Below are 25467 nucleotides of genomic sequence, written 5' to 3'. Positions count from 1 at the left end.
GCCAGTTGACACCCGGTTCCGTCGATGTAATCAGGCTGTGGTCCCCGGCTGATCCCCGGCTGATCCTCGGCTGATCCTCGGCTGATCCCGGCTGCCGGTCACCGGGCGCCGGGGAGGAAGGCGGAGCGCCACGCCCCCGGGCCGTGCCGCAGCGCCGGGCGTATGCCGCGCCCCGCGTACCTCCAGTTTCCGCTGGTGGCGGGCGGGGCCTCCCGTGGGGCGTGCGCCGACGCCCGGGCCAGCAGCGCGGCGAGCAGGGCGGCGGTCTCCTCGGGGGTGGCGTCCCCCCGGATGATCTCCAGGTACGGCTCGCGAGTGCTCACAGCGGGATGTTCCCATGCTTCTTCGGCGGCAGGGCGGCCCGCTTGTTGCGCAGTGCCCGCAGCGCGCGGACGATCTGGACCCGGGTGTCCGAGGGCCGGATCACCGCGTCCACGTAGCCGCGCTCGGCGGCCAGGTACGGGTTCGCCAGCGCGTCCTCGTACTCGGCGACGAAGTTCGCCCGCGCCGTGTCCGGGTCGTCGGCGGCGGCCAGTTCACGCCGGTAGAGGATGTTGACGGCGCCCTGCGCCCCCATCACCGCGATCTGGGCGGTGGGCCAGGCCAGGTTGACGTCCGCGCCGAGGTGCTTGGAACCCATGACGTCGTACGCCCCGCCGTACGCCTTGCGGGTGATGACGGTGACCAGCGGCACGGTCGCCTCGGCGTAGGCGTAGAGGAGCTTGGCGCCGCGCCGGATGATGCCGTTCCACTCCTGGTCGGTGCCCGGGAGGAAGCCCGGCACGTCGACGAAGGTCAGCACCGGGATGTTGAAGGCATCGCAGGTGCGGACGAACCGGGCGGCCTTCTCGGAGGCGGCGATGTCGAGCGTCCCGGCGTAGCTCATCGGCTGGTTGGCGACGACGCCCACCGAACGTCCCTCGACCCGGCCGAAGCCGACCAGGATGTTCGGCGCGAAACCCGCGTGGATCTCCAGGAACTCCCCGTCGTCGAGGACGTGCTCGATCACCGTGTGCATGTCGTACGGCTGGTTGGCCGAGTCGGGGATCAGCGTGTCGAGCACGCGGTCGTCCTCGGTCGTCTCCAGGACCGCCTCCGCCTCGAAGGCCGGCGGGTCGTCCATGTTGTTGGACGGCAGGAACGACAGCAGCGCCCTGGCGAAGTCGAGGCAGTCCTGCTCGTCGGACGCCTCGTAGTGGGCCACGCCGCTCCGGGAGTTGTGCGTGTGGGCCCCGCCCAGCTCCTCGAACGTCACCTCCTCGCCGGTGACGGTCTTGATCACGTCCGGGCCGGTGATGAACATGTGCGACTTCTCCCGGACCATCAGCACGAAGTCGGTCAGCGCGGGGGAGTAGACCGCGCCACCGGCGCACGGGCCCATGATCAACGAGATCTGCGGGATCACCCCGGAGGAGTGCACGTTGCGCTTGAAGATCTCCGCGTACAGGCCGAGGGAGACCACGCCCTCCTGGATGCGCGCGCCGCCCGAGTCGTTGATCCCGATCACCGGGCAGCCGGTCTTGAGCGCGTGGTCCATCACCTTGACGATCTTCTCGCCGAAGACCTCGCCCAGCGAGCCGCCGAACACGGTGAAGTCCTGCGCGAACACCGCGACCGGACGGCCGTCCACCGTGCCGTACCCGGTCACGACCCCGTCGCCGTACGGGCGTTCGCGGTCCAGGCCGAAGGCGGTCGCCCGGTGCCTGGCCAGTTCGTCGAACTCCACGAACGAGCCCTCGTCGAGAAAGGCCGCGACCCGCTCGCGGGCCGTCATCTTTCCCTTGGCGTGCTGTTTCTCCACCGCCCGCGCGGAGCCTGCGTGGGCCGCCTCGCCGAGGCGCCGCTCCAGGTCGGCGATCTTGCCCGCGGTGGTGTGGATATCGATCTCGTGGGCGCGTTCCGCGCTCATCGTCACCTCGCCGTTCCTCGCATGCTCAGCGGGTCCCGCGATCCGGTCCGGGCCGCGTCGAATCCATGGCCGACAGGTTAACGAGACTCGCACCGCGAGGTCGCGCCGGGGCGCGGCCGGAAAGAGCCGGGGAGGAGCCCTGGGAGAGTCCTGGGCGGAGTCCCAGGAGGAACGGAGGCCGCGTGTCGTTCGTTCGGCCATACGACCGGGCCTTCAGAACCGGGCCTGCACGACCAGGCCGCACGACCATCGGCGGAGGAGGGGGCGCAATGGGTGACGCCGTACGCACGCAGGGCCTGTACAAGCGCTTCGGGCGGCAGGTGGCGGTCGGCGGGGTCGACCTGGTGGTGCCGAAGGGCGGTTTCGCCGGCCTGGTCGGCCCGAACGGCGCGGGCAAGACGACGACGCTGAGCATGATCACCGGGTTGCTGCGCCCCGACGGCGGGCGGATCGAGATCGACGGCCACGACGTGTGGGCCGATCCCGTCGCCGCCAAGGCGCGGATCGGCGTGCTGCCCGAGGGCCTGCGGCTGTTCGAACGGCTGTCCGGCCGCGAGTTGCTGCTGTACGGCGGCCAGTTGCGCGGCATCCCCCTGGACGAGGCAGGCAGGCGCGCCGACGAGCTGCTCAGGGTCATGGACCTGGTCGAGGCCCAGGACAAGCTGGTGGTCGACTACTCGACCGGCATGCGCAAGAAGATCGGCCTCGCCGCGGCGCTGCTGCACAACCCGCGCGTGCTGTTCCTCGACGAGCCGTTCGAGGGCGTCGACCCGGTCTCGGCCAACACCCTGGCCGAGGTGCTGCGCAGATACACCGCCTCGGGCTCCACCGTCGTCTTCTCCAGCCACGTGATGGACCTGGTCGAGCGGCTGTGCGACTGGGTGTCGGTGATGAACGGCGGGCTCGTCGTCGCGCAGGGCCCGCTCGACGACGTACGGCGGGGCCGCACCCTCAACGAGGCGTTCCTCGACCTCGTCGGCGCACGCGGAAACGGGGAGGAGGGCCTGTCGTGGCTGGGCACCTCGACCCCTTGACCGCGCGGATCACCGGCATCCTGACCGCCCCGCACGCGGGCCTCCTGACCGCGCGGCCCGTCGGACGGGGGAGCGCGTCATGACGTGGCTGTTCGTCCGGATGAAGCTCAGCCTCGTCCGCGGGGGCCTGCGCGGCGAGCTGGCCAGGCAGCTCGGGTTCGTCTTCTCGCTGCTCGCCGCCGTCGTCATGGCGGTCGCGGGGTTCGGGCTGTTCGCACTCGTACGGCTCGCGCCGCACGACGTCGCCCTCGACGTCGTGCCGGTGGCGTTCGCGATGTTCGCCGCCGGGTGGATCGTCGTGCCGCTGATGGCCTTCGGCCTGGACGAGACGCTCGACCCGGCCCGGCTGGCCCTGTTCCCGCTGACCACCCGGCAGCTCGCGACCGGACTGTTCGCCGCGTCCGTCGCCGGGCCGTGGCCGATCGCCTCGCTGGTCGCGCTCTCCGGCGGCGTGGTCGCGCTCGCCCACGGGCCGGGCGGCGTGCTGCTCGGGGTGCCCGCGGTGGTCCTCCAGTTCGCCTTCTGCATCGTGGTCTCCCGCCTGGTGACCACCGCGTTGTCCGGCGCGCTGCGCACCCGGCGGGGACGCGACGTGCTCGCGGTCGCCGCCGTCTTCGGCGTGCTGTTCGCCCAGTTGCCTAACCTGCTGCTCAACCAGAGGCTCGCGGCCGACCCCGCGGGGATGCTGGCGTCGGCGGCGGACGTCCTGCGCTGGACGCCGCCCGGCCTGGCCGCGCACGCGATCGCCGACGGCGGGCTCGCCGGCGTGGCCGACCTGGTCGCCGTCGCGGTGACGGTGGTCGTGCTGGGATGGTTGTGGATCACCGCACTGCGGCACGCGCTGGTGCGGCCCGACTCCTCCAACCAGGGCGGCGGGTCGGTGCGCCGGTCGTGGGCAGGCGGACTCCTGCCGGGCGGCATGATCGGCGCCGTCGTCGCCAAGGAGCTGAAGTACGCCCGGAGGGAGCCGCGCGGCCGGGTGAACTGGATAATCGCGATCTTCGTGAGCGCGGTCGTCATGTTCTCCCTGCACGGGCCCGGCGTCTCGGCGGGCCCCACGTCCGCGATCGGCCCCGCCTGCCTGGCCGCCCTGGTGATCGGGCTGCAGTCGGCCAACTCCTTCGGCATCGACGGCAGGTCGCTGTGGATGAACGCGGTGGCCTTCGGCACCCCGCGCGACCTGCGCACCGACCTGGCCGGGCGGCACCTCGCCATGGCGGTCATCGCGGTGCCGCTGCTGGCGCTGGCGTCGCTGGCCGCCGCCCTGGTGGCGGGCGACGCCACCTGGGCCCCCGCCGCCGCGCTCACCGCGTGGGGCGTGCTCGGCGTCGGCATGGGAGTCGGCGCGCTCACCAGTGTGACCGTCCCGTACACCTATCCCGACCGGCTCAACGCCTTCAGCGGCGCCGCACCCGGGCAGGGCGGGCAGGCGTTCGTCTCGTCCTTCGCCACGATGCTCGCCGTCGCCGCGCTCGCGCTGCCCGTCGCGCTGCCGGTCCTGCTCGGCACGACCTGGGTCGCCGTGCTCGCGGTGCCGTACGGCGTGGCGGTCGCCTGGGCGGGCCGCCGGCTCGCGTCCGGCATCGGCTTCGCCCGGCTCCCCGAACTCCTCGCCGCCGTATCCCGCCCCACCTGACTGCGTCTTCTGCCCCGTCTGTCACGTAACAGAGCGGTCGCGAAGTCCTTGCGGTGTTGCGGGCGTTATGGGCTGTCCCTATAACGGTCTGGACCGTTCTAAGGGGATGAATGATGCACGACCGCAGGCGGCTGGGCCGCGTGATCTGGGCGCCGCTGGCCGCGGCGGCGCTGAGCGGCCTGGTCATCGGGGCGGTGGCGCGCCTCCTGATGCGGGGGATCACGCTGGCCATCGGCGGACTGACCGGTTTCTCCCTGGTGAGCACTTTGGCGATCATCGTCGTCTTCGTCGTGCTGGCCGTGCCCGCGGCGGTGACCGCGACCGCGCGCCCGGTGGTCAGGCACGCCGGCCGGTGGGTGACCACCGTGGTCACCGGGATGATGGCCGCGGGGACGGGGCTCAGCGACGCGAAGACGATCCTGCTGGCCGACGAGAGCCGGTTGACGACGATCGCCGTCCTGATCGTCGCCTTCGCCGCCGCCGTGGTGGCCCACGGCCTGCTCGCCCAGCACCTCACCCTCCGCTTCAGGCGGCTCCCGGCGGGCGACAGCACCCCCGCCGAGGCGCTCGGGACAATCTGATCTGTCCCTTTTCAGTGGTCTAGTCCAATAAGTGAGACCGCCCTCGGGGCGCGAAGAGTCATTCGCTAGCCTTCCAACCATGGCCGCCATCGCTCCTGCCGAACGACACAACGCCGTAGCGGAGATGCCGGATGAACTCCGCGCCGACGTGCGCCTCCTGGGTGGACTGCTGGGTCAGGTGATCGCCGAACACGGCGGCCCCGACCTCCTCGCCGACGTGGAACGGCTCCGGAAGGCGGTGATCGCGGCGCGCCGTCAGGAGACGACGGCCGACGAGGTCGCGGCCCTGGTCGCCGAATGGCCCGTCGACCGCGCCGTGCAGATCGCCCGCGCCTTCACCTGCTACTTCCACCTCGCCAACCTCGCCGAGGAGCACTACCGGGTCCGTACGCTCCGGCAGCGCGACAAGGACGACGTGCCGCTGCGCGAGTCGCTCGCCGAGGCCGTCCAGCGGCTGCGCGGGGACGACCGCCTCCAGGGACTGATCGACGGGCTGGAGTTCCGGCCGGTGCTGACCGCGCACCCGACCGAGGCGCGGCGGCGCGCGATCGTCACCGCCATCCAGCGGATCAGCGCGCAGCTCGACGCGTACAACCTGCCGGGACGGGGTGCCGCCGAGCGCGAGGAGGCCCACCGGCGGCTGCTGGAGGAGATCGACCTCCTCTGGCGGACCGCCCAGCTCCGGCACACCAAGCTCGACCCCCTGGACGAGGTCCGCACCGCGATGGCGGCGTTCGACGAGACGCTCTTCCGCACGGTGCCGCTGATCTACCGGTCGCTCGACGCGGCGCTCGGCCCGGGCACCGGGACGCGGGAGCCGCAGGCCAAGGCGTACATCCGCTACGGCAGCTGGATCGGCGGCGACCGCGACGGCAACCCCAACGTCACCGCCAAGGTGACCAGGGAGGCCATGCAGATCCAGGCCGAGCACGTGCTCATCGCGCTGGAGAACGCCACCACCAGGATCGGCAGGTCGCTGACCCTGGCCGCCGCCTACACGCCGCCGTCCGCCGACCTGCGCGCCGCGCTCGCCCAGGCCGAGGACGACCACCCCGACCTGGTGTCGGAGATGGCCACCCGCTCGCCGATGGAGCCGCACCGCCAGTGGCTGATGTTCGTGGCGGCCAGGATCGCCGCGACCCGCCGCCGCGACCTCGATCTCGCCTACCGCGCGCCGGCGGAGCTGCTCGCCGACCTGCGGCTCGCGCAGGACTCCCTGCGCGGCGCGGGCGCCGTACGGCAGGCGTACGGCGAGTTGCAGCACCTCGTCTGGCAGGTGGAGACGTTCGGGTTCCACCTGGCTGAGCTGGAGGTGCGCCAGCACTCGGCCGTCCACGCGGCGGCGCTGCAGGAGATCGCCTCCGGCACGCTGTCCGAGCGCACCGAGGAGGTCCTGGCCACGATCCGGGTGATCGGCTGGATCCAGGAGCGCTTCGGCGTGACCGCCTGCTCCCGGTACGTCGTCTCGTTCACCCGCTCGGCCGACGACATCGCCGCCGTGTACGAGCTCGCCCGGCACGCCCTGGGCGACCGCGCCCCGGTGCTCGACGTGGTTCCGCTGTTCGAGTCGGGCGAGGACCTCGACAACTCCACCAGGGTCCTGGAGGGCATGGCCGCGCTGGAGCCGGTGCGTAAGCGCCTCGCCGCCAACGGGCGGCGCATGGAGGTCATGCTCGGCTACTCCGACTCGGCCAAGGAACTCGGCCCGGCGGCGGCCACCCTGCGCCTCTACGACGCGCAGGCGGCGCTGACCGCGTGGGCGGCGGCCAACGACGTCCGGCTCACGCTCTTCCACGGCCGCGGCGGCGCGCTCGGCCGCGGCGGCGGCCCGGCCAACCGCGCCGTGCTCGCCCAGGCCCCGGGGTCGGTGGCCGGACGGTTCAAGGTCACCGAGCAGGGTGAGGTCATCTTCGCCCGGTACGGCCACTCGGCCATCGCCAAGCGCCACATCGAGCAGGTCACCAACGCCGTGCTGCTGGCGTCCACCTCGGCGGTGGAGTCGAGCACGGCCGAGGCGGCGGCCAAGTTCCGCCGGCTCGCCGACCTCGTCGCCTCGGCCTCTGAACGCGCGTACCGCGCGCTGACCGAGGCCCCGGGCTTCCCCGAGTGGTTCGCGCTGGTCAGTCCGCTGGAGGAGCTGGGCTCGCTGCGGCTCGGCTCACGGCCCGCACGGCGCGGTCTCGGCGCGCCCCGCTCGCTCGACGACCTGCGGGCCATCCCCTGGGTCTTCTCGTGGGCCCAGACCCGGGTCAACCTCCCCGGCTGGTACGGCCTGGGCAGCGGCCTGGCCGCCGTGGTCACCGACGGCGGGATGGCCGAACTGCGCGCGGCGTACCAGGAGTGGCCGCTGTTCGCCGCGATGCTGGACAACGCGGAGATGTCGCTGGCCAAGACCGACCGCGCCATCGCGTCGCGCTATCTGGGGCTGGGCGGGCGGAGCGACTTCCCCGAGCAGGTCCTGGAGGAGTACGACCTGACGAGGCGGCTGGTGCTGGAGGTGACCGGCCACGACCGCCTGCTGGAGAACCGGCGGGTCCTCTCGCGGGCCGTGCAGCTCCGCGATCCGTACGTGGACGCGCTCAGCCACCTGCAACTGCGCGCGCTGTCGGCGCTGCGGGCGTCCGGCGACCTGTCGGAGGAGGAGCGCGAGCGCCTGTCCACGCTGCTGCTGCTGAGCGTGAACGGCGTCGCCGCCGGCCTCCAGAACACCGGCTGACCGGCCGGTCCGGCGTGCGGGCGTGGTGGAAACGGACGCCCGCGCGCCGGTCGGCCTGCCGCGGCTTCGGCCGCGGCCGCGGGGTGTCACGGCGTGTCAGGGCGGGGGAGGGACCGGGACCGCCGGCTCCCGCTCGACGTCGATCCGCTCCGGGCAGGCGTAGACGTTGAAGCGCTCGTCGCGCAGGAACCCCACGAGCGTGACGCCGAACTCGCGGGCGAGGTCGACGGCGAGCGAGGAGGGCGCGGAGACGGCGCAGACGATCTGGATCCCGGCGCTCGCGGCCTTCTGCATGATCTCGTAGCTGACGCGGCCGCTGACCAGCAGGACGTGCCGGTCGAGGGGCAGCGTGCCGCCCATCAGCGCCCAGCCGACCAGTTTGTCGACCGCGTTGTGCCGCCCCACGTCCTCCCGTACGGCCACGGGGGCGCCCTCAGGCGTGAACAGCCCGGCGGCGTGCAGCCCGCCCGTCCTGCCGAACACCCCCTGGGCCTCGCGCAGCCGGTCCGGCAGGGCGTACAGGGTCGTGGCGGACACGGCGAGCGGCGGGCGGACGGCCGGCGCCGGACAGCGGTCGCGCAGGGCGTCCAGGCTGGCCGTGCCGCAGACGCCGCACGCGCTCGACGTCAGGAAGTTCCGCTGGACAGCGGTCATGTCGGGCAGTTCGGACGCGGTGAGCCGCACGGTCACGGTGTTGTAGCGCGCCTCGGGGTCCAGGTCCTCGTCCGTGCAGTAGCCGATGGCGGCGATGCCGCCGGGGCCGACGATCCCCTCGCCGTGCAGGAACCCCGCCGCGAGTTCGAAGTCCGCGCCCGGCGTCCGCATCGTGACCGCCACCGTACGGGCGTCGCCGCCCGCGGCCAGCAGCCGGATCTCCAGTGGTTCCTCGGTGGCGAGATCGTCCCGCCGGTCGCGTACGGCCGATCCCGACACCCTCCGGACGCGGAACCGCGTGACCGGCCCCGGACGGGCAGACAGCCCCTCCCCGCCGTCCCGTCGCATCTGCTTCCTCCTTGCCGGCATGGCTGCCGCTCTTTCCCGTACGCAGCCTGCCACGCCTTGTCTCAGGCGTCGCCCGCCGGGTGGCGCGCGGGCGTGCCGCCGCACAGGCGGGTCACGGCGCGGGCGACGGACGCCACGGAGACGTCGGCCATGCAGGCGGGGCCCGCCGGGGACAACGGGCACGCGGCGGTCCACCAGCACGGCTGTTCCGTGATCGCGACCGGCCTCCGGTGCGGGCACCCCGGCAGCCCCTGAAGGTCCGCCGCGCGGGTTCCGGCGACGCCGTACCTCTCGGCCCAGGTCGGCCCGAACAGTCCGACCGTGGCGGCGCCGGACGCGGCGGCGAGGCGCAGCGGGCCGGTGTCGCCGCCCACGACCACGGCGCCCCTTCGCGCCGCCGCGGCGAAGCACGCGGCGAGCCCCCGCAGGTCGCGTGGCGGCAGCACCGCCACCTCCGGGCACGGAGGATCGAGCGCCGGACCGCGGGCCGTGGGCGGGTGCGCACGTGGCGTGTGGAGCGCGAGCAGGGGATGGCCCCGGCGGGCCAGCAGCGCGGCGAGTGCCCGCCAGTGCGCGGCGGGCCAGCGCTTCACGTCCATGCCCGCCTCGGTGACCAGCACGACCGGCGGGCGGGCCGCGTCGGGCGGGAGACACCGCCCGACCGTGCTCTCGCCGTCCGCGATCTCGTCCGCCGTCAGCCGCACGACCGGCCGCGTACGGAGGTCGTCCGGCCGCACCAGCCCTTCGGCGAGCAGGATCCGCAGGTACCGCTCACCGACCAGCTCATCGGCGGGCGGGCGACGCCACAGATCGGTGACGCACCGGGCGCCCGAGGCGGCGAGGAGATCGGGGATGCCGTCGTAGCGGGTGGTCGTGACGGCCAGGTCCGGGCGGCGGTCCGCGAGGGCCTCGGCCACGGCCTCCCGCTCGGCGCCCGCTTCGCCGTGGCGCGGGGTGAGCACCCGGGTGACGGCGGGGTCCTCGCGCAGCAGGGCGGCGCCGGGCTCGTGGGTGAGCACCCGCAGCGACGCCCCGGGGTTGCGGCGGGCGAGGGCGTGCACGGCGGGCAGCACCATGATCAGGTCGCCGATGCCGCCGAGGAGGTCGACGACCAGGATCTCCCGGTACGGCTCACCCATCGTGGCCGGGGAGATCTCGGCGCGGGTCTGCGTACGAGGACCGGAGGCGGTGGGAGAGATCTCCGCGCGGGCCGGTCAGGGCTTCGCACAGGGTCCGGAGGCGGCGGGGGAGGTCTGGGCGCGGGCCCGTCAGGGTCTCGTAGAGGGCGCGGTGAGCGGTGGCCACCTCCGGCCAGGAGTGGCGGGCGGCGAGCCGCCGGGCCGCCCCGCCCATCCGCCGCCGCAGGTCCGGATCGTCCAGCAGCGCGCCGACGGCACGCGCGACGGCGGCGGCGTCGCGGCGGGCCCGGATCACGGCGACGGCCTCCCCGAGGGGAAGCGCCGGGTCGGGCTCGTCCGGCACGGTGACCGCGACCGGCAGGCCGTGCGCCAGCATCGTCAGCAGCGCGCCGCTCTTGGTCGTGACCCCGGCGGTGAAGGGCAGCACGCCCGCGTCGGCCGCGTGCAGGAGCTCCGACACCCGGGAGGCGGGCAGGTGCCCGGTGAACGTCACCGTGTCCGCCACGCCGTGCCGCGCGGCCAGCGCCTCCAGTTCCGCGCGGAAGGCCCGCGCCTCCGCCTCGGGCAGCGCCTGGGACGTGAAGCCGCCCACGACCAGCAGGCGGAGCCCCGGACGGCCGCTGCGGAGCGCTGGCAGGGCCTCGACCAGCTGACGCACGCCCTTCACCGGGTGGACGAACCCGAAGAACGCGAGCAGCGGGTCGCCGGGCCGTACGCCGAGTTCGCGCCGCACCCGCGCGCGGGCCCGCGCGCCGCCGCCGTGGTCGACCACGTTGGGCGCCAGCGGCACCTCCACCGCCGGTGTCCCGATGCGGCCGTGGACCTGCCGGGCGTGGGCGGCGTTCGTCACGACCACGAGGGCGCTGGCGGGCACGAGCCGCCCGGTCTCCCGGTCCCACAGGCGGGCCCGCTCCAGCGGCCACCAGACGGCGTCCGGCACCCATCCGGGGGCCGCCCACCAGCCGTACTCGTGCAGGGTCGTCACCAGCGGCGTCCCGGCCGGCAGCAGGGGCGGGAGCAGTCCCGGCAGCCCGGAGAACCGGTAGGCCGAGGGGGCGAACTGCACGTGGACCACGTCGGGGCGCAGCCGCCGCACCCGCCGGGCCGCCGCCAGCGTCGCCGGCAGCCACTGCCGGGGGGAGCGGGTGTCCGGCGTGCCCACCGGCACCCCCACCGCGTCGACTCCGGCCCCGCCCAGCGCGCCGACGAGGCGCTCGACGTAGTCGCCGACGCCGTCGCGGTGCGCGGGCCCGGGGCCGTGGACCACGGCCACGCGGATCCCCCTCGCCATGCTCACCTCCCCGGGCGGCGCGTGCCGTCACGGTGCCCGGCGGCTCTCCCCGGCAAACCCCCAAACGCGCAGGTCACGGCCGGGTCCCGGGTCCGCCGTACGGGCGCGGCGGCATCCCCCGCAGCCACCCATGGCCCCGCTGGAGCGGACTGGGGAACCCGCGCGGAAAGTCCGGCCCGAACCCGCTCCATGGCCGCCTGGCGGCGTTGTGAAGCCGCCCGGCGCCCCGCGGTGGGGCCGATCGGGGCCGCGGGCCGCCGATGTGGCTTCCCGGAGGCGGAGGCGGCCCCCCGGCCGATAGCCTGGACGCGTGCCCGACTCGCCGTACGCCGACCTCGATCGGCCCCCGCTGTCCGAGGCCGCGCTGACCAGGGCGCTGGTGCGCCCCGGCTCGCTCTGGTCGTCCGTACGCGTGGTCGAGCGGACCGGTTCCACCAACGCCGACCTCGCCAAGACCGTGCGGGACACCCCCGGCGAGGGTGCCGTGCTGGTCGCGGAGGCGCAGTTCGCGGGCCGTGGACGGCTCGGCCGCCCCTGGAGCGCGCCGCCGCGTTCGGGGCTGACCTTCTCGATGCTGCTGCGGCCGGAGGTGCCGCTCGCCCGGCAGGGCTGGCTGGCCCTGCTGGTGGGCCTCGCCGCCGCCTCGGCCGTACGGCGGATCGCCGAGCTGGACGTACGGCTCAAGTGGCCCAACGACCTCATGATCGGGGAGCGCAAGCTGGCCGGCATCCTGGCCGAGCGGGTGGACCAGGTGATCGTCATCGGCATGGGCCTCAACGTCTCGCTGCGCCAGGAGGAACTGCCCGTCGAACGGGCCACGTCCCTCGCGGTGGAGAACGCCGCCTGCACCGACCGCGACCCGCTGCTGCGCGCGATCCTGCGGGAGGTCGAGTCGCACTACCGCGACTGGGTGGCGGCGGACGGCGACCCGGACGCCTCGGGCCTGCGCGCGGCCTATCTCGCCTGGTCGGCGACCGTGGGCCAGGACGTGCGGGTCGAACTGCCCGGCGAGCGGGTGATCACCGGCCGGGCCGCCGGCATCGACCCCGCGGGCCACCTGCTCGTCCGCGGCGAGGACGGGGAGCACTCCCTCAGCGCCGGCGACGTCGTCCACGTCAGGCCCGGATCTTCCTAGTGCCCCTCCCGCCGATCTTCGCCCCCGCCGCCCGGGCAATTCTCGGGAGTCGCGGCACTAGCCTGGCGAACGCATGCGAACGACCCGGGATCGTGTCACGATTTGCGCCATGGGTCTCCCGGATCACTATCTGGCCGAAGGCGAGCGGGTCGTTCTATCGTTCCATCCGCACTGGAAGCGGCTCATCCTGCCGGTTCTCGCCTTCGTCGTCGTCCTCGCCGCCGCCGTCGCGGCCTTCATCCTCATTCCCGGCGACTACGAGTACGCGGGGCTCGTCCGCGGCGCGGTGGCCGTGGTCGCCTTCGTGGCGCTGGTCCTGTGGACGCTCGTCCCCTACCTGCGCTGGGTGACGACCTCCTACACGCTGACCTCGCACCGCTTCGCCATCAGCACCGGAGTGCTGAACAAGTCGGAGGACGACATCCCGCTGGCCAAGGTCAGCAGCGTGAGCTCCGACCAGCGGTTCGTGGAGCGCATCCTGGGCTGTGGCACGCTCCGGGTCGAGTCGGCCTCGGAGAAGGGCGACATCGACTACCGGGACATCCCCCAGATCCAGCGCGTACGGCACGAGCTGTTCCGGCTGGTGGAGGACGCCGCCGACGGGAACATCGACGGGGACTAGGGAGTGTCTGACGAATGCTGTCCGTCGCGAGCGGGGATCCAGGTGGATGCATCGCAAGGCGGAGGAGGAGCTCGTAGCCGGAGGCTACGGGCGACGACTCCGGGCCCCGCGGAGATTCCGAGCCTGCGAGGAAGCTTCGTGGGTGGGGCGACAACGCAGCGAGGCGCCGCCTGGGCCACGCGTAGCAGGGCATGATTCGTCAGGCACGACCTGAAGCGGTGCGGACCACGTGCCGTACGGGGGAGGGAGACGTGGAGACAAGCGGGCGGCCCGGCGCCGACGACATGCGGCGGCTGTTCCTGGGGCCGCCGCCGGTGTACACGCGGCGGCAGGTCGCCGACGCGGCGGGGATCCCGCAGGACCTCGCCGCCCGGATCTGGCGGGCTCTGGGCTTCGCGACGTTCGCCGACGACGCGGTGGCGTTCACGGACGCCGACCTGGAGGCCCTGCACCGCATCCGCGACCTGCTGGACGCGGAGATGCTCGACGAGCGGTCCGTGATCCGGATGGCCCGCGCGCTCGGCCGCAACACCGCGCGGCTCGCGCAGTGGCAGGCCGAGATCATGGTGGACGCGCTGATCGAGCCCGGGGCGCGGCCGGGCGAGGAGCGACTCCGGCAGGTGATGGACACGGTCAGCCGCCTGCTGCCCGACTTCGAGCGGACGCTGGTGCACGTCTGGCGCTCGCAGCTCGCCGCGACCGCGAGCCGGCTGGTCAGTCTCGCCGAGCCCGGCGAGCCGGGCGGGGACGCCTCCCCGACCCGCCCGAGGCTCGCGGTCGGGTTCGCCGACCTCGTCGCCTTCACCCGGGTGTCCCGGGAGCTGGACGAGCTGGCGCTGGCCGACCTGGTCGAGGGGTTCGAGTCGCGGGCCTCCGACGTGATCGCCGCCCACGACGGGCGGCTGGTGAAGACGCTCGGCGACGAGGTGCTCTTCACGGCCCCGGGCCCGCGCACCGCGGCCCTGATCGCGCTCGACCTGCTCGACGAGCTCAAGCGGGACGCCGAGGGGCCGGACGTGCGGGTCGGGGTGGCGTACGGCCCGGTGCTGCCCGCGATGGGCGACGTCTTCGGCACGACGGTGAACCTGGCGGCGAGGCTCACCGCCATCGCCCGGCCGGGCACGATCCTCGCCGACAGCGAGATGGCGGCCGCGCTCACCGGTGCGGCCGGTGTCGATCTCGTGAAACTGCGCCGCCGCCCCGCACGCGGGCTCGGCGTCGTGGAGCCGTATGTTCTGAGGAGATCCAGCAGAGAGAGTTGAGGTGCGGGGCATGCCGTACGAAGTCCAGGGCGTGGTGGCACGGGGCAAGGGAGAGGCGGTGACACTGGAGACGGTCGTCGTCCCGGACCCGGGGCCCGGCGAGGCGGTCGTGAACGTGCAGGCCTGCGGCGTCTGCCACACCGATCTCCACTACCGCGAGGGCGGCATCAACGACGAGTTCCCGTTCCTGCTGGGCCACGAGGCCGCGGGCGTCGTCGAGGCGGTCGGCGAGGGCGTGACCGAGGTCGCGCCCGGCGACTACGTCATCCTCAACTGGCGGGCGGTCTGCGGGCAGTGCCGGGCGTGCCTGCGGGGTCGGCCGTGGTACTGCTTCAACACCCACAACGCCGTCCAGAAGATGAGCCTGGCCGACGGCACCGTGCTCAGCCCGGCGCTCGGCATCGGGGCGTTCGCGGAGAAGACCCTGGTGGCCGCGGGCCAGTGCACGAAGGTCGACCAGGCGGCCGCCCCGGCCGTCGCCGGTCTCCTCGGCTGCGGCGTGATGGCGGGCCTCGGCGCCGCGATCAACACCGGGGGCGTCACGCGCGGCGACTCGGTGGCGGTGATCGGCTGCGGCGGCGTGGGCAACGCGGCGATCCTCGGGTCGAACCTCGCCGGGGCGCGCACGATCATCGCGGTGGACGTCGACGACCGCAAGCTCGACTGGGCCCGCCGCTTCGGCGCCACCCACACGGTGAACTCGCGGGAGGCCGACGCCGTGGCGGCGATCCGCGACCTGACCGGTGGTTTCGGCGCCGACGTGGTGATCGAGGCGGTGGGCCGCCCGGAGACCTACAAGCAGGCCTTCTACGCCCGCGACCTGGCCGGGACCGTCGTGCTCGTCGGCGTGCCGACGCCCGAGATGACCCTCGAACTCCCCCTGCTCGACGTGTTCGGCCGTGGCGGCGCGCTCAAGTCCTCCTGGTACGGCGACTGCCTGCCCAGCCGCGACTTCCCGATGCTGATCGATCTCTACCTGCAGGGACGGCTCGACCTCGACGGGTTCGTCTCCGAGACCATCGCCCTCGACCAGGTCGAGGAGGCGTTCGGCAAGATGCACCGCGGGGAGGTGCTGCGCTCCGTCGTGGTGCTCTGACCTCTTCGGACGACGCCCGCCTCGGCGACAGGGGCGGCGTTCCGGCTCCCGGGTTCGTGGGTTCGCCGGTCGCCGCCCCTTTCTGTGCGCTGGATCACGTAGGCAAGCCTTACCAAAGTGGGTTATGTTAGGTATGCCTTACCTTGCTGATGATCCCTGAGAGGGCGACCCATGTACGTGTGCATCTGCCGCGCGGTCACCGAGAACGAGGTGCACGACTGCATCGCCGCCGGGGCGCGGACGGCGCGTCAGGTGCGGGACGCCACCGGCGCAGGGGGGGACTGCGCGTCATGCGTCCGGAAGATCTGTGCCATCCTGAAACGGTCAGACGACCTGGTCACCAGCGCATAGATCGAGGTACGCGATGCAGGGCGACAAGGAGATCATCGCGCTGCTCAACGAGCAGCTCACCTCCGAGCTCACCGCCATCAACCAATACTTCCTGCACGCCAAGCTGCAGGAGAACTGGGGATACACCAAGCTCGCCGCCCTGACGAGGGCGGAGTCGATAGACGAGATGCGGCACGCGGAGGAGCTCACCGACCGGATCCTCTTCTTAGAGGGCCTGCCGAACTACCAGAAGCTCAACACCCTCCACATCGGCCAGACCGTGAGGGAGCAGCTCCAGGCCGACCTGGAGCTTGAGGTGGAGGTGGTCAAGCGGCTGCGGCCGGGGATCGCCCTCATGCGGGAGCGGGGGGACATCACCTCCGCCACGTTGTTCGAGCGGATCCTCGCCGACGAGGAGCACCACATCGACTACCTGGAGACCGAGCTCGGCCTCCTGGAGAGTCTGGGCGAGCAGCTCTACCTCCAGCGGTACGCGGAGCCGCCGTCACCCGCCTGAGGCCGCCCGAAGCCCGGCCGGCGACTCGGCCGAAACTCGCGAATTCAGATGGACAACGCCCGTCGACATCGGTTCGGCGGGCGTTTTTCATGTCGTTATCCGCCTTGATCCGAGGCTGTTCGAATTGGCGGAGAATGCCATGAAAGATCACGGCCCTTCCGTACTGACTATCCCGGATTTATCAGTGTTTGCCCAGGTCAATTGATGAGTCAACGACAAGTCAAACTGCGAGCTGTAGCCGGGAAACGATCGCTTAAGGTCCTACGATCGCACCATGACCTGCGTACTTCTCGCCGAGGATGACACCTCGATATCCGAGCCACTGGCGCGCGCACTGCGCCGGGAGGGCTATCAGGTGGAGGTGAGCCCGGATGGCCCGCAGGCCCTGGAGAGGGCCTTGTCGGGGGGCGTCGACCTGATTGTTCTCGACCTCGGCCTGCCGGAAATGGACGGGCTGGAGGTCGCGCGCCGCATTCGCGCGGAGGGACACGGGACTCCGGTCCTGATCCTCACCGCACGTGTCGACGAAGTCGACACCGTCGTCGGCCTCGACGCGGGGGCCGACGATTACGTGACCAAGCCGTTCCGGCTGGCGGAGTTGCTCGCCCGCGTGCGGGCGCTGCTCCGGCGCGGAACGTCGGAGACCCCGGTGGTGCAGGGCGTCCGCATCGACGCCGACTCCCGCCGGGCCTGGATGGGGGACAAGGAGCTGCATCTCACCACCAAGGAGTTCGACCTGCTGCGCGTGCTCGTACGGGACGCCGGCAAGGTCGTCACCCGCGAGCAGATCATGCGCGAGGTGTGGGACACCAACTGGTGGGGTTCGACCAAGACACTGGACATGCACATCTCCTGGCTGCGCCGGAAGCTGGGCGACGACGCGGCCAAGCCGCGCTACATCACCACCGTTCGTGGGGTCGGCTTCCGCTTCGAGCGCGAGTAGCGGCCGTGGGGCGGTTTCGGGGGAGGAGCTAGCCGCATGCGCCGGCGCCTGCTTGCCTCCATGCTGCTCGTCGCGGTGATCGCGGTCCTGCTGTTAGGCGTGCCCCTGGGCGTGGTCGTCGTACGGTTGATCAACGACGAGGCCGCCCAGGAGCTGCATGCGGAGGCGAACCGGCTGCTGATCGGGGTGGAGTATTCCGTCAGCCAGCAGCAGCCGATCAGTCCGGAGCAACTCGCACGGAACTACCCGGACAGATACCTCCAGGTGTACGTCCGCGGGAACCCGCCGATCATCGTCGGCACGCCTCCGCCGGAGGCCCGTGACCTGACCGAGGAGGCTCGCTCCGAGAACGGTTACGTGCGTGTCAGCCGCGACTCGGCCCAGATCCAGCGGGAGACCCGGGCGCGGCTGGTGCTGATCATCGCGCTCGCGATCGCTGCGCTCGGCGCCGCGATCGCCCTGGCCACCGTGACCTCGCGCCGCCTGAGCCTGCCGCTCCAAGATCTCACCAGGATCGCGGAGCGGCTCGGCTCGGGCGACGCGAGGCCCAGCCGGCACCGCTACGGCGTTCCGGAGCTCGACCTCGTGGCGGAGGTGCTGGACCGCAGCGCGCTGCGGATCTCCGACCTGCTCGCCCGCGAGCGCGAGTTCGCCACCGACGCCTCCCACCAGCTGCGTACGCCGCTGACCGGGCTGACCATGCGCCTGGAGGAGATCGTCGCCGCGGCCGGGCAGCCCGAGGTGGTCCGCGAGGAGGTCGAGGCCGCCATCGTGCAGGTCGAGCGGCTGACGGCGGTCATCGACGAGTTGCTGGCCGCGGCCCGCAGGCAGCGCCACGCCCAGGCCGGGCCGCTCGACGTGGACGACGTGGTGGGCCAGCAGATCGTCGAGTGGGAGCCCGCGTTCCGCCGGGCCCATCGGTCGCTGGTGCTGGCGGGGGACCGCGGCCTGCACGCCCTCGGCACGACGGGCGGCCTCAGCCAGGTGCTGGCCACCCTGCTGGAGAACTCCCTGAAGCACGGCGACGGCGTGCTGACGATCAACACGTCGAGTACGGGCAAGTCCGTGGTGATCGAGGTGGGCGACGAGGGTCCGGGCATCCCCGAGGCCCTCGGCCAGCGCGTCTTCGAGCGGAACGTGAGCGGCGGTGGTGGCACCGGCCTGGGGCTGACCCTCGCCCGCGCCCTCGTCGCCGCGGACGGCGGCCGGCTGGAACTCGTCAAGCGCCGCCCGGCGACCTTCGCCATCTTCCTGCGTCACGACCGCGACAACGACCGTCGCCGCGTGGTCTCCGGCCCGGCCTGACCGCGTCCGTACGCCTGGAGCGCGGGGCGGTCCCGGGACGCGCGCTGAGCCGGAGCGGCGTGAAGCCGAGGACGGCAGACCCGGCAGGCCGAAGTGCGGCGGGTCGAGCCGGAGAAGAGGAGACCGGTCAGCGGGCGGTGATCGGGTCGGGCTGCGCCGGGACGTCCGCCTTGACGGCCGCCCTCGCTCCCGCCTTCGCCCGGGCCTTCCTGCCGGTCTTCGCTCCGGTCTTCTGCGGGCCGGCCTTCAGAGGGCCGGTCTTCTCGGCTGCGGTCTTCTGGGGGCCGGTCTTCTGAGAGTCGGCCTTCATGCCGGATGCGACCAGCGCCCCGGCGCCCACGGCGGGCCCTTCGCTCTCGACCGGCTCCGGGACCGCGAGGAACACCCACTTCTTGTACGACCAGAAGCGGAACAACGTGCCGATGACCACGCCGATGATCTGGGCGACGTTGTAGCTCAGCAGGTCGTGCATGCCGAGCGTGTAGGTCCGGAATCCGATGGTGATCATCGGGGGGATCAGCGCGATGCCGTTGAGCAGGAAGAAGAGGATGTACTCCCGCCTCAGGCCGCTCTGCTGGCGATGCCGGTAGGTCCAGAAGCGGTTGCCCGCGTAGGCGAAGGTGGTGGCGACGACCGTGGAGATGACCTTGGATTTCATCGGGCCGACGTCGAGGCCGAAGGTCAGCAGGTTGGCGCCGAAGAAGTCGATGACGAACGCGATCGCGCCCACCGCTCCGAACTTGATCAACTCATGGATGAGCGTGGCGAACCGCTCGTAGGCGCGTCGTAGAAACTGCACGTCCCGCTCGGTCCTTCCTGATCTGCGGCCTGGTCGGCGGCGAGGTCCTCTCAGGCTACCCGCCGGTGGCACAAACAAGGGTAGTAGCACAACCTCTCCCCGCTCCGCCGCAGGTCGCCGAAGAACATTTCATGGAAAATCCCGTCATCTGGTATTTGACGGCACTCTTCGCACTACGCTCTCGCCCCACTGGATCACTTCGCGCGGGGCGTGCCGTTGTGGAAAGGGGGCCTTCAACGTGGTTCGTCGTACCTTCGGGGCTCGGCTGCCGAGCCGCGTCCGCCGCCGCCTCCTGCCTGCGGCCCTGCTCGCGATCCTGCTCGCAGGGTGCGGAACCGAGGGCGCCCGGCAGACCCCGGCCGATCCCGGGGAGACCTCCCCGGCGGCGGTCGAGATCGCCCGGGCCGACGCCGAGGCGGCCTTCGGCGGGCTCGGCGAGCTCGCCGCGGCCTGGAAGGACGGCGACTGCGCCGGGATCGAGCGGTTCACGACGTGGGCGGAGAAGACGATCGGGAGCCGTGTCTGCGCGGCGGGCCGAAAGGATCGCTCCGCGCCCGGCCTCGGCACGTACGGGGATCCGGAGTTCCTGATCCCCGCGCATGAGGACGGCGAGGACGACCCCTGGTTCGCCGTCCTGGCCCGCAAGCCCACCCCGGCCTACTTCGTCTTTGTCCGCACGGACGGCGCGTGGCGGCTCGGCGCCGGGCCGATCCCGCTCGCGGGCGACGCGCCCGAGGCGGAGGGCGAGATCGTGGACGCCGCCTGGGTCGGGGCTCGGCTCGTGTCCACCCGGCATGTCGCCTTCCTGACCGATCCCGCGGGGGTGAGCGGGGTCCGCTTCGTCTCCGGCGACCCCATGCGCGACCTGCTCGGCGAACTGGTCCGGGCTCCCGGCAGGGTCCGTCCCGACCGCCTGTCCACCGACGTACGCATCGAGGGGCCGGCCCGCGCGCTGGCCCTGCCGGACGGCGGGGCCCTGGTGTTCCACGCGCTGCGCCTCGTCTTCACCCAGAAGCCCGGCCCGGGGCGCTCCTCCCTCGCCCATCGGCGATACGGTGCGTCCGACGTGCGCGCCTTCACCGGCGGCGCGCCGAAGACCGTGACGGGTGCGGAGATCGTGCTGCTCGCCACCAGGGTGGCCGGGGACAACAGGATGAGGACCGTGGGCATGCGACGGGTCCTGGCCGACATCACCGAGGGCTCCGGCTGACGGAGCGGGCCGTGACGGCGCGGACTGAAAAATCGGGCGGGATGATCGGGCGGGCTGACGCCTGGGCCGTGGCGGGCTTACGCGCGGGCAATAGGTAGGCTGACCTGTCGTGAACAGCCCGAAGGATTCCCCTTCCCGGCCCGTGGCAGACCCTGTTGCGGGCCCCGTCGTAGGCATGGTCGGCGCGGGTCAGCTCGCCCGGATGACCCAGCAGGCCGCGATCGCGCTCGGCATCGAGTTGCGCGTGCTGGCGAACGCCCGCGACGAGAGCGCCGCCAAGGTCATCGTGGACACCCACCTGGGCGACTACCGCGACCTCGCGGACCTGCGGGAGTTCGCCAAGGGGTGCGACGCCGTCACCTTCGACCACGAGCACGTGCCGACCGGGCACATCCGGGCCCTGGCCGCCGACGGGCACGCCGTACACCCCGGCGCCGACGCGCTCGTCCACGCGCAGGACAAGGCGGTGATGCGCGAGCGGCTCACCGCGATCGGCGCGCCCTGTCCCGCCTGGGCCCGCGTCGACGACCTGGCCGGCGTCGAGGCGTTCGCCGCGGAGCACGGCTGGCCGGTGGTGCTGAAGGCGGTCCGCGGCGGGTACGACGGCCGGGGCGTGTGGGTCTGCTCGTCTCCGGAAGAGGCGCGAGCGGCGCTCGGCACCGGCGTGGACCTGATGGCCGAGGCGTTCGTTCCGTTCGAGCGGGAGATCGCCGTGCTGGTCGCCCGGTCGCCGCACGGCCAGGGCGTCAGCTACCCCGTCGTGGAGACGGTCCAGCAGGACGGGATCTGCGTCGAGGTCATCGCCCCCGCGCCGGGTCTCGGCGAGGAGGAGGCGGCGTACGCCCAGCGCGTCGCGCTCACCATCGCGCGCGACCTCGGCGTGACCGGGCTCCTCGCGGTCGAGATGTTCGTCACGAAGACCGGCCTCGTGGTCAACGAGCTGGCCATGCGCCCCCACAACAGCGGCCACTGGACGATCGAGGGCGCGCGTACGTCCCAGTTCGAGCAGCACCTGCGGGCCGTGCTGAACCTGCCGCTCGGGTCGCCGTCGATGACCGCGCCGGTCGTCGTCATGGCCAACCTGCTCGGGGGGCCCGACCCGGACGTGTACTCCCGGTATGAGCACGTGCTGGCCAACGACCCGGGCATCAAGATCCATTTCTATGGCAAGGACGTGCGGCCCGGCCGCAAGATCGGGCACGTCACGGCCCTCGGCACCGACCTCGACGAGGTGCGGGCCCGCGCCCACCACGCCGTCACCTGCCTGAGAGGACCCGTGGATGCCTGACGTCGGGATCGTCATGGGGAGCGACTCGGACTGGCCGGTGATGCGCCTGGCCGCCGAGGCGGTCGCCGAGTTCGGCGTGTCCTTCGAGGCCGACGTGGTCTCCGCGCACCGGATGCCGGCCGAGATGATCGAGTACGGCTCCCGCGCGGCCGGGCGCGGACTGAAGGTGATCATCGCCGGGGCGGGCGGCGCCGCCCACCTGCCGGGGATGCTGGCCTCCGTCACCCCGCTGCCGGTGATCGGGGTCCCGGTGCCGCTCAAGTATCTCGACGGGATGGACTCGCTGCTGTCGATCGTCCAGATGCCGGCCGGGGTGCCCGTGGCGACCGTCGCCGTCGGCGGCGCCCGGAACGCGGGACTGCTCGCCGTACGGATCCTGGCCGCGGCCGACGAGGGACTGCGGCGGCGGATGGAGGACTTCCAGGTCGCCCTGCGCGACCAGGCGCACGCCAAGGGCGAGCGCCTCCGCGCCGAGGCCGCGGCCCTTCACGGAGAGTCCGACCCCACACAGGGAGCCTGACCCACACGGAGAGTCTGACCCTGTACGGGGAGTCTGACCCTGTACGGGGAGCCTGATCAGGGGCGGCCGAGCGCCCGGTAGTCCCAGCCCGCGCCCCGCCACGTCTCCGCGTCGAGGGCGTTGCGGCCGTCGACGATGACCCGGGCGGCGACGACCGCCCCCAGGTCCTCGGGGTCGAGCGCGACGAACTCCCGCCACTCGGTGAGCAGCAGCACGGCCTCGGCTCCGCTCGCGGCCTCCAGGGCCGACCCGGCGTACCCGAGGTGGGGATGGGCGGCCCGCGCGTTGGCCAGGGCCGCGGGGTCGTAGAGCGTCACCAGCCCGCCCTGCTCGGCGATCTTCACCGCGACGTACAGGGCGGGCGAGTCGCGGATGTCGTCGGAGTCGGGCTTGAAGGCCGCGCCCAGCACCGCCACCCTCCGGCCGTCGAACGAGCCGCCGAGGACCTCAGCGGCGAGGCCGACCATCCGGGCGCGGCGCCGCAGGTTGATCTCGTCGACCTCCCGCAGGAAGGCGAGCGCGTGGCCGGCGCCCAGTTCGTCCGCCCGGGCGGTGAACGCCCTGATGTCCTTGGGCAGGCATCCGCCGCCGAAACCGAGGCCGGGGTTGAGGTACCTGCCGCCGATCCGGTCGTCGTACGACAAGGCCGCCGACAACTGCGTGACGTCGCCGCCGGCGGCCTCGCAGACCTCCGCCATCGCGTTGATGAACGAGATCTTGGTGGCCAGGAACGCGTTCGCGGCCGACTTGACCAGTTCGGCCGTGGGGAAGTCGGTCACCACGATCGGCACCTCGCCGAGCGGGGCGTAGACGTCCCGCAGGATCTTCTCGGCCCGTTCGGAGGTCACTCCGAGCACGATCCGGTCCGGCTTGAGGGTGTCCTGCACGGCGAAGCCCTCGCGCAGGAACTCCGGGTTCCAGGCCAGCTCGGCCTGTGTGCCGGCGGGCGCGAGCCGTACGAGCTTCTCGGCCAGGCGCTCGGCGGTGCCGACGGGGACCGTCGACTTGCCCACGACCAGGCACTCGCGGTCCAGGTGGGGGGCCAGCGACTCGACGACCGCGTCGAGATAGGAGACGTCGGCGGCGCGCTCGCCCTTCTTCTGCGGCGTGCCCACGCAGACGAAGTGGACGTCGCCGAACTTCGCGACCTCCTCGTAGGAGGTGGTGAAGCGCAGCCTGCCCGAGTCGAGGTTGCGGCGCAGGACCTCCTCGAGCCCGGGCTCGTGGATCGGCAGCTCGCCGCGCCGCAGTCGTTCGATCTTGCTCTCGTCCACGTCCAGACCGAGCACCTCGAAGCCCAGCTCCGCCATGCAGGCCGCGTGCGTGGCACCCAGGTAGCCGGTCCCCAGCACGGTGAGGCGGTACGGCACGGCAGGCTCCCCTCTTGCCGACTCTTCGTGATCTGGCATGGTACCGGCCCTGTCATCTGCCCGAGCAGCCACCTGGGCAAACCGCGGCCTTGGCCCCAACGGTACGGCCAAATGCCCAGGTGGTCGATGCGTCCCGGGCGCTTCGGGCATTACGGCCCCTGTCAGATCACTCTGTCAGGAAGGCTGTTGTACCGACTGGTAACTTTCCAGTCGGACGTCCTAGTATCGGCGTCATGAGCTTCCCTCTCTACGCCCCCGCCGAGGAGCACGAGATGCTCCGGGAGACCGTCCGGGCCCTCGCCGACGAGAAGATCGCCCCGCGAGCCGCGGCGGCGGACGAGAACGAGGAGTTCCCCTGGGAGGTCTACAAGGACCTCGTCGCGGCCGACCTGCAGGCCGTGCACATCCCCGAGGCGTACGGCGGCGCGGGGGCCGACGCCCTGGCCACCGTGATCGTGATCGAGGAGGTCGCCCGCGCCTGCGCCTCGTCCTCCCTGATCCCTGCCGTCAACAAGCTGGGCACCGTGCCGCTGCTGCTGTCGGCGTCCGAGGACCTCAAGCAACGCTACCTGCGGCCGGTCGCGGCCGGGGAGGCGATGTTCTCCTACGCCCTGTCGGAGCCGGAGGCCGGCTCCGACGCCGCCGCGATGAAGACCAGGGCCGAGCGCGACGGCGACCACTACGTGCTCAACGGCACCAAGATGTGGATCACCAATGCGGGCGTGTCGGAGTACTACACGGTCATGGCCGTGACCCACCCGTCGGCCGGCGCCCGCGGCATCTCCGCGTTCGTGGTCGAGAAGGACGACGAGGGCGTCTCGTTCGGGCCGAAGGAGAAGAAGCTGGGCATCAAGGGCTCGCCCACCCGCCAGGTCATCCTGGAGAACGTGCGGATCCCCGAGTCCCGGATGATCGGCGAGCCGGGCACCGGCTTCAAGACCGCCCTCGCCACCCTGGACCACACCCGCATCACCATCGCCGCGCAGGCGCTCGGCATCGCCCAGGGCGCGCTGGACCACGCGATCGGGTACGTCAAGGAGCGCAAGCAGTTCGGCAAGCGGATCGCCGACTTCCAGGGCCTGCAGTTCATGGTCGCCGACATGGCGATGAAGCTGGAGGCCGCCCGCCAGCTCACCTACGCCGCCGCGGCCAAGTCGGAACTGGCCATGAACGGCACGCCGGTCAAGGACCTCACGTTCTTCTCCAGCGCCGCCAAGTGCGCCGCCTCCGACGCCGCCATGGAGATCACCACCGACGCCGTCCAGCTCCTCGGCGGGTACGGCTACACCCGCGACTTCCCCGTCGAGCGCATGATGCGCGACGCCAAGATCACCCAGATCTACGAGGGCACCAACCAGATCCAGCGCATGGTCATGGCCCGCCAGCTCCTCAAGTAACCCCTGAGCAGCGAAAACCCCGTCTCCTCTCTTGAGTAGGCGGGTCTGTTACCTATAACGGCACGACTCGGCGAAGTCGACGGCCCCCGCTGTTCGCCGGGGTGTACCGCGCGTTACGGCCTGGCGAGCTCTTCGCCTTCCCGATCGTCGCGCCGCCCCCCATCACGTCGGGCTGGTACTGGGCGCTGCTCGGATTCGACCTGGCCATGCAGGTGCGCAATGCCGTGTGGCGTCCCCCCCAGGGTCATTGCGTTGTGGGGTAGCTGCTGGTCACGGCGGTGATGAGGTCGTGTGGGCGGCGGTTGGCGCGTCGGGTGGCGCGGGCGATGTTGGTCTCGCCGTTGATGCGGTGGTAGCCGATCGCA

The 25467-nt window shown here is 72.3% G+C and carries 23 protein-coding genes; 16 read left to right on the top strand and 7 right to left on the bottom strand.

Features of this window, described 5'->3' with window-relative positions; genetic code table 11:
- Nucleotides 1-98: 98 nt before the first annotated feature.
- Both HHX33_RS07490 and HHX33_RS07485 read right to left on the bottom strand, forming a co-directional pair.
- On the bottom strand, nt 99-323 hold the full coding sequence (locus HHX33_RS07490; RefSeq protein WP_182873974.1) for an acyl-CoA carboxylase epsilon subunit: 225 nt from the start codon (nt 321-323) through the stop codon (nt 99-101).
- A complete protein-coding gene (locus tag HHX33_RS07485; RefSeq protein ID WP_111698458.1) occupies nt 320-1909 on the bottom strand; it encodes an acyl-CoA carboxylase subunit beta in 1590 nt (529 codons plus the stop codon). The genes HHX33_RS07490 and HHX33_RS07485 overlap by 4 nt, the downstream gene beginning before the upstream one ends.
- Nucleotides 1910-2178: 269 nt before the next feature.
- On the opposite strand from HHX33_RS07485, the gene HHX33_RS07480 reads away from it, so the two are divergent.
- The 4 genes from HHX33_RS07480 to HHX33_RS07465 all read left to right on the top strand — a co-directional run bounded on the left by HHX33_RS07480 (nt 2179) and on the right by HHX33_RS07465 (nt 7876).
- On the top strand, nt 2179-2943 hold the full coding sequence (locus HHX33_RS07480; protein ID WP_182873973.1) for an ABC transporter ATP-binding protein: 765 nt from the start codon (nt 2179-2181) through the stop codon (nt 2941-2943).
- Nucleotides 2944-3022: 79 nt separating this feature from the next.
- Entirely contained in the window at nt 3023-4579 is a 1557-nt protein-coding gene (locus HHX33_RS07475; protein ID WP_182873972.1) for a hypothetical protein, read from the top strand.
- A 110-nt stretch (nt 4580-4689) separates the two neighbouring features.
- Nucleotides 4690-5160, top strand: a complete 471-nt coding sequence (locus tag HHX33_RS07470) for a hypothetical protein (RefSeq protein WP_182873971.1) — start codon at nt 4690-4692, stop codon at nt 5158-5160.
- A 79-nt stretch (nt 5161-5239) separates the two neighbouring features.
- On the top strand, nt 5240-7876 hold the full coding sequence (locus HHX33_RS07465) for a phosphoenolpyruvate carboxylase (protein WP_182873970.1): 2637 nt from the start codon (nt 5240-5242) through the stop codon (nt 7874-7876).
- A 96-nt stretch (nt 7877-7972) separates the two neighbouring features.
- On the opposite strand, the gene fdhD is transcribed toward HHX33_RS07465, so the two are convergent.
- The 3 genes from fdhD to HHX33_RS07450 form a co-directional block, all read right to left on the bottom strand.
- On the bottom strand, nt 7973-8878 hold the full coding sequence (fdhD, locus tag HHX33_RS07460) for a formate dehydrogenase accessory sulfurtransferase FdhD (RefSeq protein ID WP_182873969.1): 906 nt from the start codon (nt 8876-8878) through the stop codon (nt 7973-7975).
- 62 nt (nt 8879-8940) lie between these two features.
- The gene (locus HHX33_RS07455) at nt 8941-10017 is read right to left on the bottom strand and encodes a glycosyltransferase family 9 protein (RefSeq protein ID WP_182873968.1); all 1077 of its coding nucleotides are present in this window, start codon (nt 10015-10017) and stop codon (nt 8941-8943) included.
- Complete coding sequence (locus tag HHX33_RS07450; RefSeq protein WP_182873967.1) at nt 10010-11308, bottom strand: glycosyltransferase family 4 protein; 1299 nt, start codon at nt 11306-11308, stop codon at nt 10010-10012. Before HHX33_RS07450 ends, HHX33_RS07455 begins: the two co-directional genes overlap by 8 nt.
- Nucleotides 11309-11618: 310 nt before the next feature.
- Between HHX33_RS07450 and HHX33_RS07445 the strand changes: the two genes are divergently transcribed.
- From HHX33_RS07445 to HHX33_RS07410, 8 genes are all read left to right on the top strand, one after another.
- On the top strand, nt 11619-12443 hold the full coding sequence (locus HHX33_RS07445) for a biotin--[acetyl-CoA-carboxylase] ligase (RefSeq protein WP_182873966.1): 825 nt from the start codon (nt 11619-11621) through the stop codon (nt 12441-12443).
- A gap of 109 nt (nt 12444-12552) precedes the next feature.
- Complete coding sequence (locus HHX33_RS07440; protein ID WP_182873965.1) at nt 12553-13065, top strand: PH domain-containing protein; 513 nt, start codon at nt 12553-12555, stop codon at nt 13063-13065.
- A gap of 251 nt (nt 13066-13316) precedes the next feature.
- Entirely contained in the window at nt 13317-14327 is a 1011-nt protein-coding gene (locus tag HHX33_RS07435) for an adenylate/guanylate cyclase domain-containing protein (RefSeq protein ID WP_310741260.1), read from the top strand.
- 10 nt (nt 14328-14337) lie between these two features.
- On the top strand, nt 14338-15423 hold the full coding sequence (locus HHX33_RS07430) for an S-(hydroxymethyl)mycothiol dehydrogenase (RefSeq protein WP_111698454.1): 1086 nt from the start codon (nt 14338-14340) through the stop codon (nt 15421-15423).
- Nucleotides 15424-15594: 171 nt separating this feature from the next.
- Nucleotides 15595-15774: a (2Fe-2S)-binding protein gene (locus HHX33_RS07425; RefSeq protein ID WP_111698258.1), complete on the top strand. Its 180-nt coding sequence runs from the start codon at nt 15595-15597 to the stop codon at nt 15772-15774.
- 13 nt (nt 15775-15787) lie between these two features.
- The gene (gene bfr / locus HHX33_RS07420; protein ID WP_111698256.1) at nt 15788-16270 is read left to right on the top strand and encodes a bacterioferritin; all 483 of its coding nucleotides are present in this window, start codon (nt 15788-15790) and stop codon (nt 16268-16270) included.
- A 274-nt stretch (nt 16271-16544) separates the two neighbouring features.
- Complete coding sequence (locus HHX33_RS07415) at nt 16545-17213, top strand: response regulator transcription factor (protein WP_030451323.1); 669 nt, start codon at nt 16545-16547, stop codon at nt 17211-17213.
- 36 nt (nt 17214-17249) lie between these two features.
- Nucleotides 17250-18518 (top strand): HAMP domain-containing histidine kinase, encoded by a 1269-nt coding sequence (locus tag HHX33_RS07410; protein WP_182873963.1) that lies wholly within the window; start codon nt 17250-17252, stop codon nt 18516-18518.
- A gap of 127 nt (nt 18519-18645) precedes the next feature.
- Here the strand turns inward: HHX33_RS07410 and HHX33_RS07405 are convergent, their stop codons facing one another.
- Nucleotides 18646-19317, bottom strand: coding sequence for a GtrA family protein (locus HHX33_RS07405; RefSeq protein WP_182873962.1), 672 nt, complete (start codon nt 19315-19317; stop codon nt 18646-18648).
- Between the two features lie 238 nt (nt 19318-19555).
- Between HHX33_RS07405 and HHX33_RS07400 the strand changes: the two genes are divergently transcribed.
- From HHX33_RS07400 to purE, 3 genes are all read left to right on the top strand, one after another.
- Entirely contained in the window at nt 19556-20527 is a 972-nt protein-coding gene (locus tag HHX33_RS07400; RefSeq protein WP_182873961.1) for a hypothetical protein, read from the top strand.
- 142 nt (nt 20528-20669) lie between these two features.
- Nucleotides 20670-21815, top strand: coding sequence for a 5-(carboxyamino)imidazole ribonucleotide synthase (locus HHX33_RS07395; protein WP_182873960.1), 1146 nt, complete (start codon nt 20670-20672; stop codon nt 21813-21815).
- On the top strand, nt 21808-22335 hold the full coding sequence (purE, locus tag HHX33_RS07390) for a 5-(carboxyamino)imidazole ribonucleotide mutase (protein WP_182873959.1): 528 nt from the start codon (nt 21808-21810) through the stop codon (nt 22333-22335). The genes HHX33_RS07395 and purE overlap by 8 nt, the downstream gene beginning before the upstream one ends.
- A gap of 56 nt (nt 22336-22391) precedes the next feature.
- Here the strand turns inward: purE and HHX33_RS07385 are convergent, their stop codons facing one another.
- Complete coding sequence (locus HHX33_RS07385) at nt 22392-23705, bottom strand: UDP-glucose dehydrogenase family protein (protein WP_182873958.1); 1314 nt, start codon at nt 23703-23705, stop codon at nt 22392-22394.
- A 233-nt stretch (nt 23706-23938) separates the two neighbouring features.
- On the opposite strand from HHX33_RS07385, the gene HHX33_RS07380 reads away from it, so the two are divergent.
- Entirely contained in the window at nt 23939-25102 is a 1164-nt protein-coding gene (locus HHX33_RS07380; RefSeq protein WP_111698244.1) for an acyl-CoA dehydrogenase family protein, read from the top strand.
- Nucleotides 25103-25467: the final 365 nt, after the last annotated feature.

Source organism: Microbispora sp. H10670 (genome assembly GCF_014161385.1).
Classification (GTDB): Bacteria; Actinomycetota; Actinomycetes; order Streptosporangiales; family Streptosporangiaceae; genus Microbispora; species Microbispora triticiradicis.
This window is presented reverse-complemented; position numbering and strand designations above follow the sequence as displayed.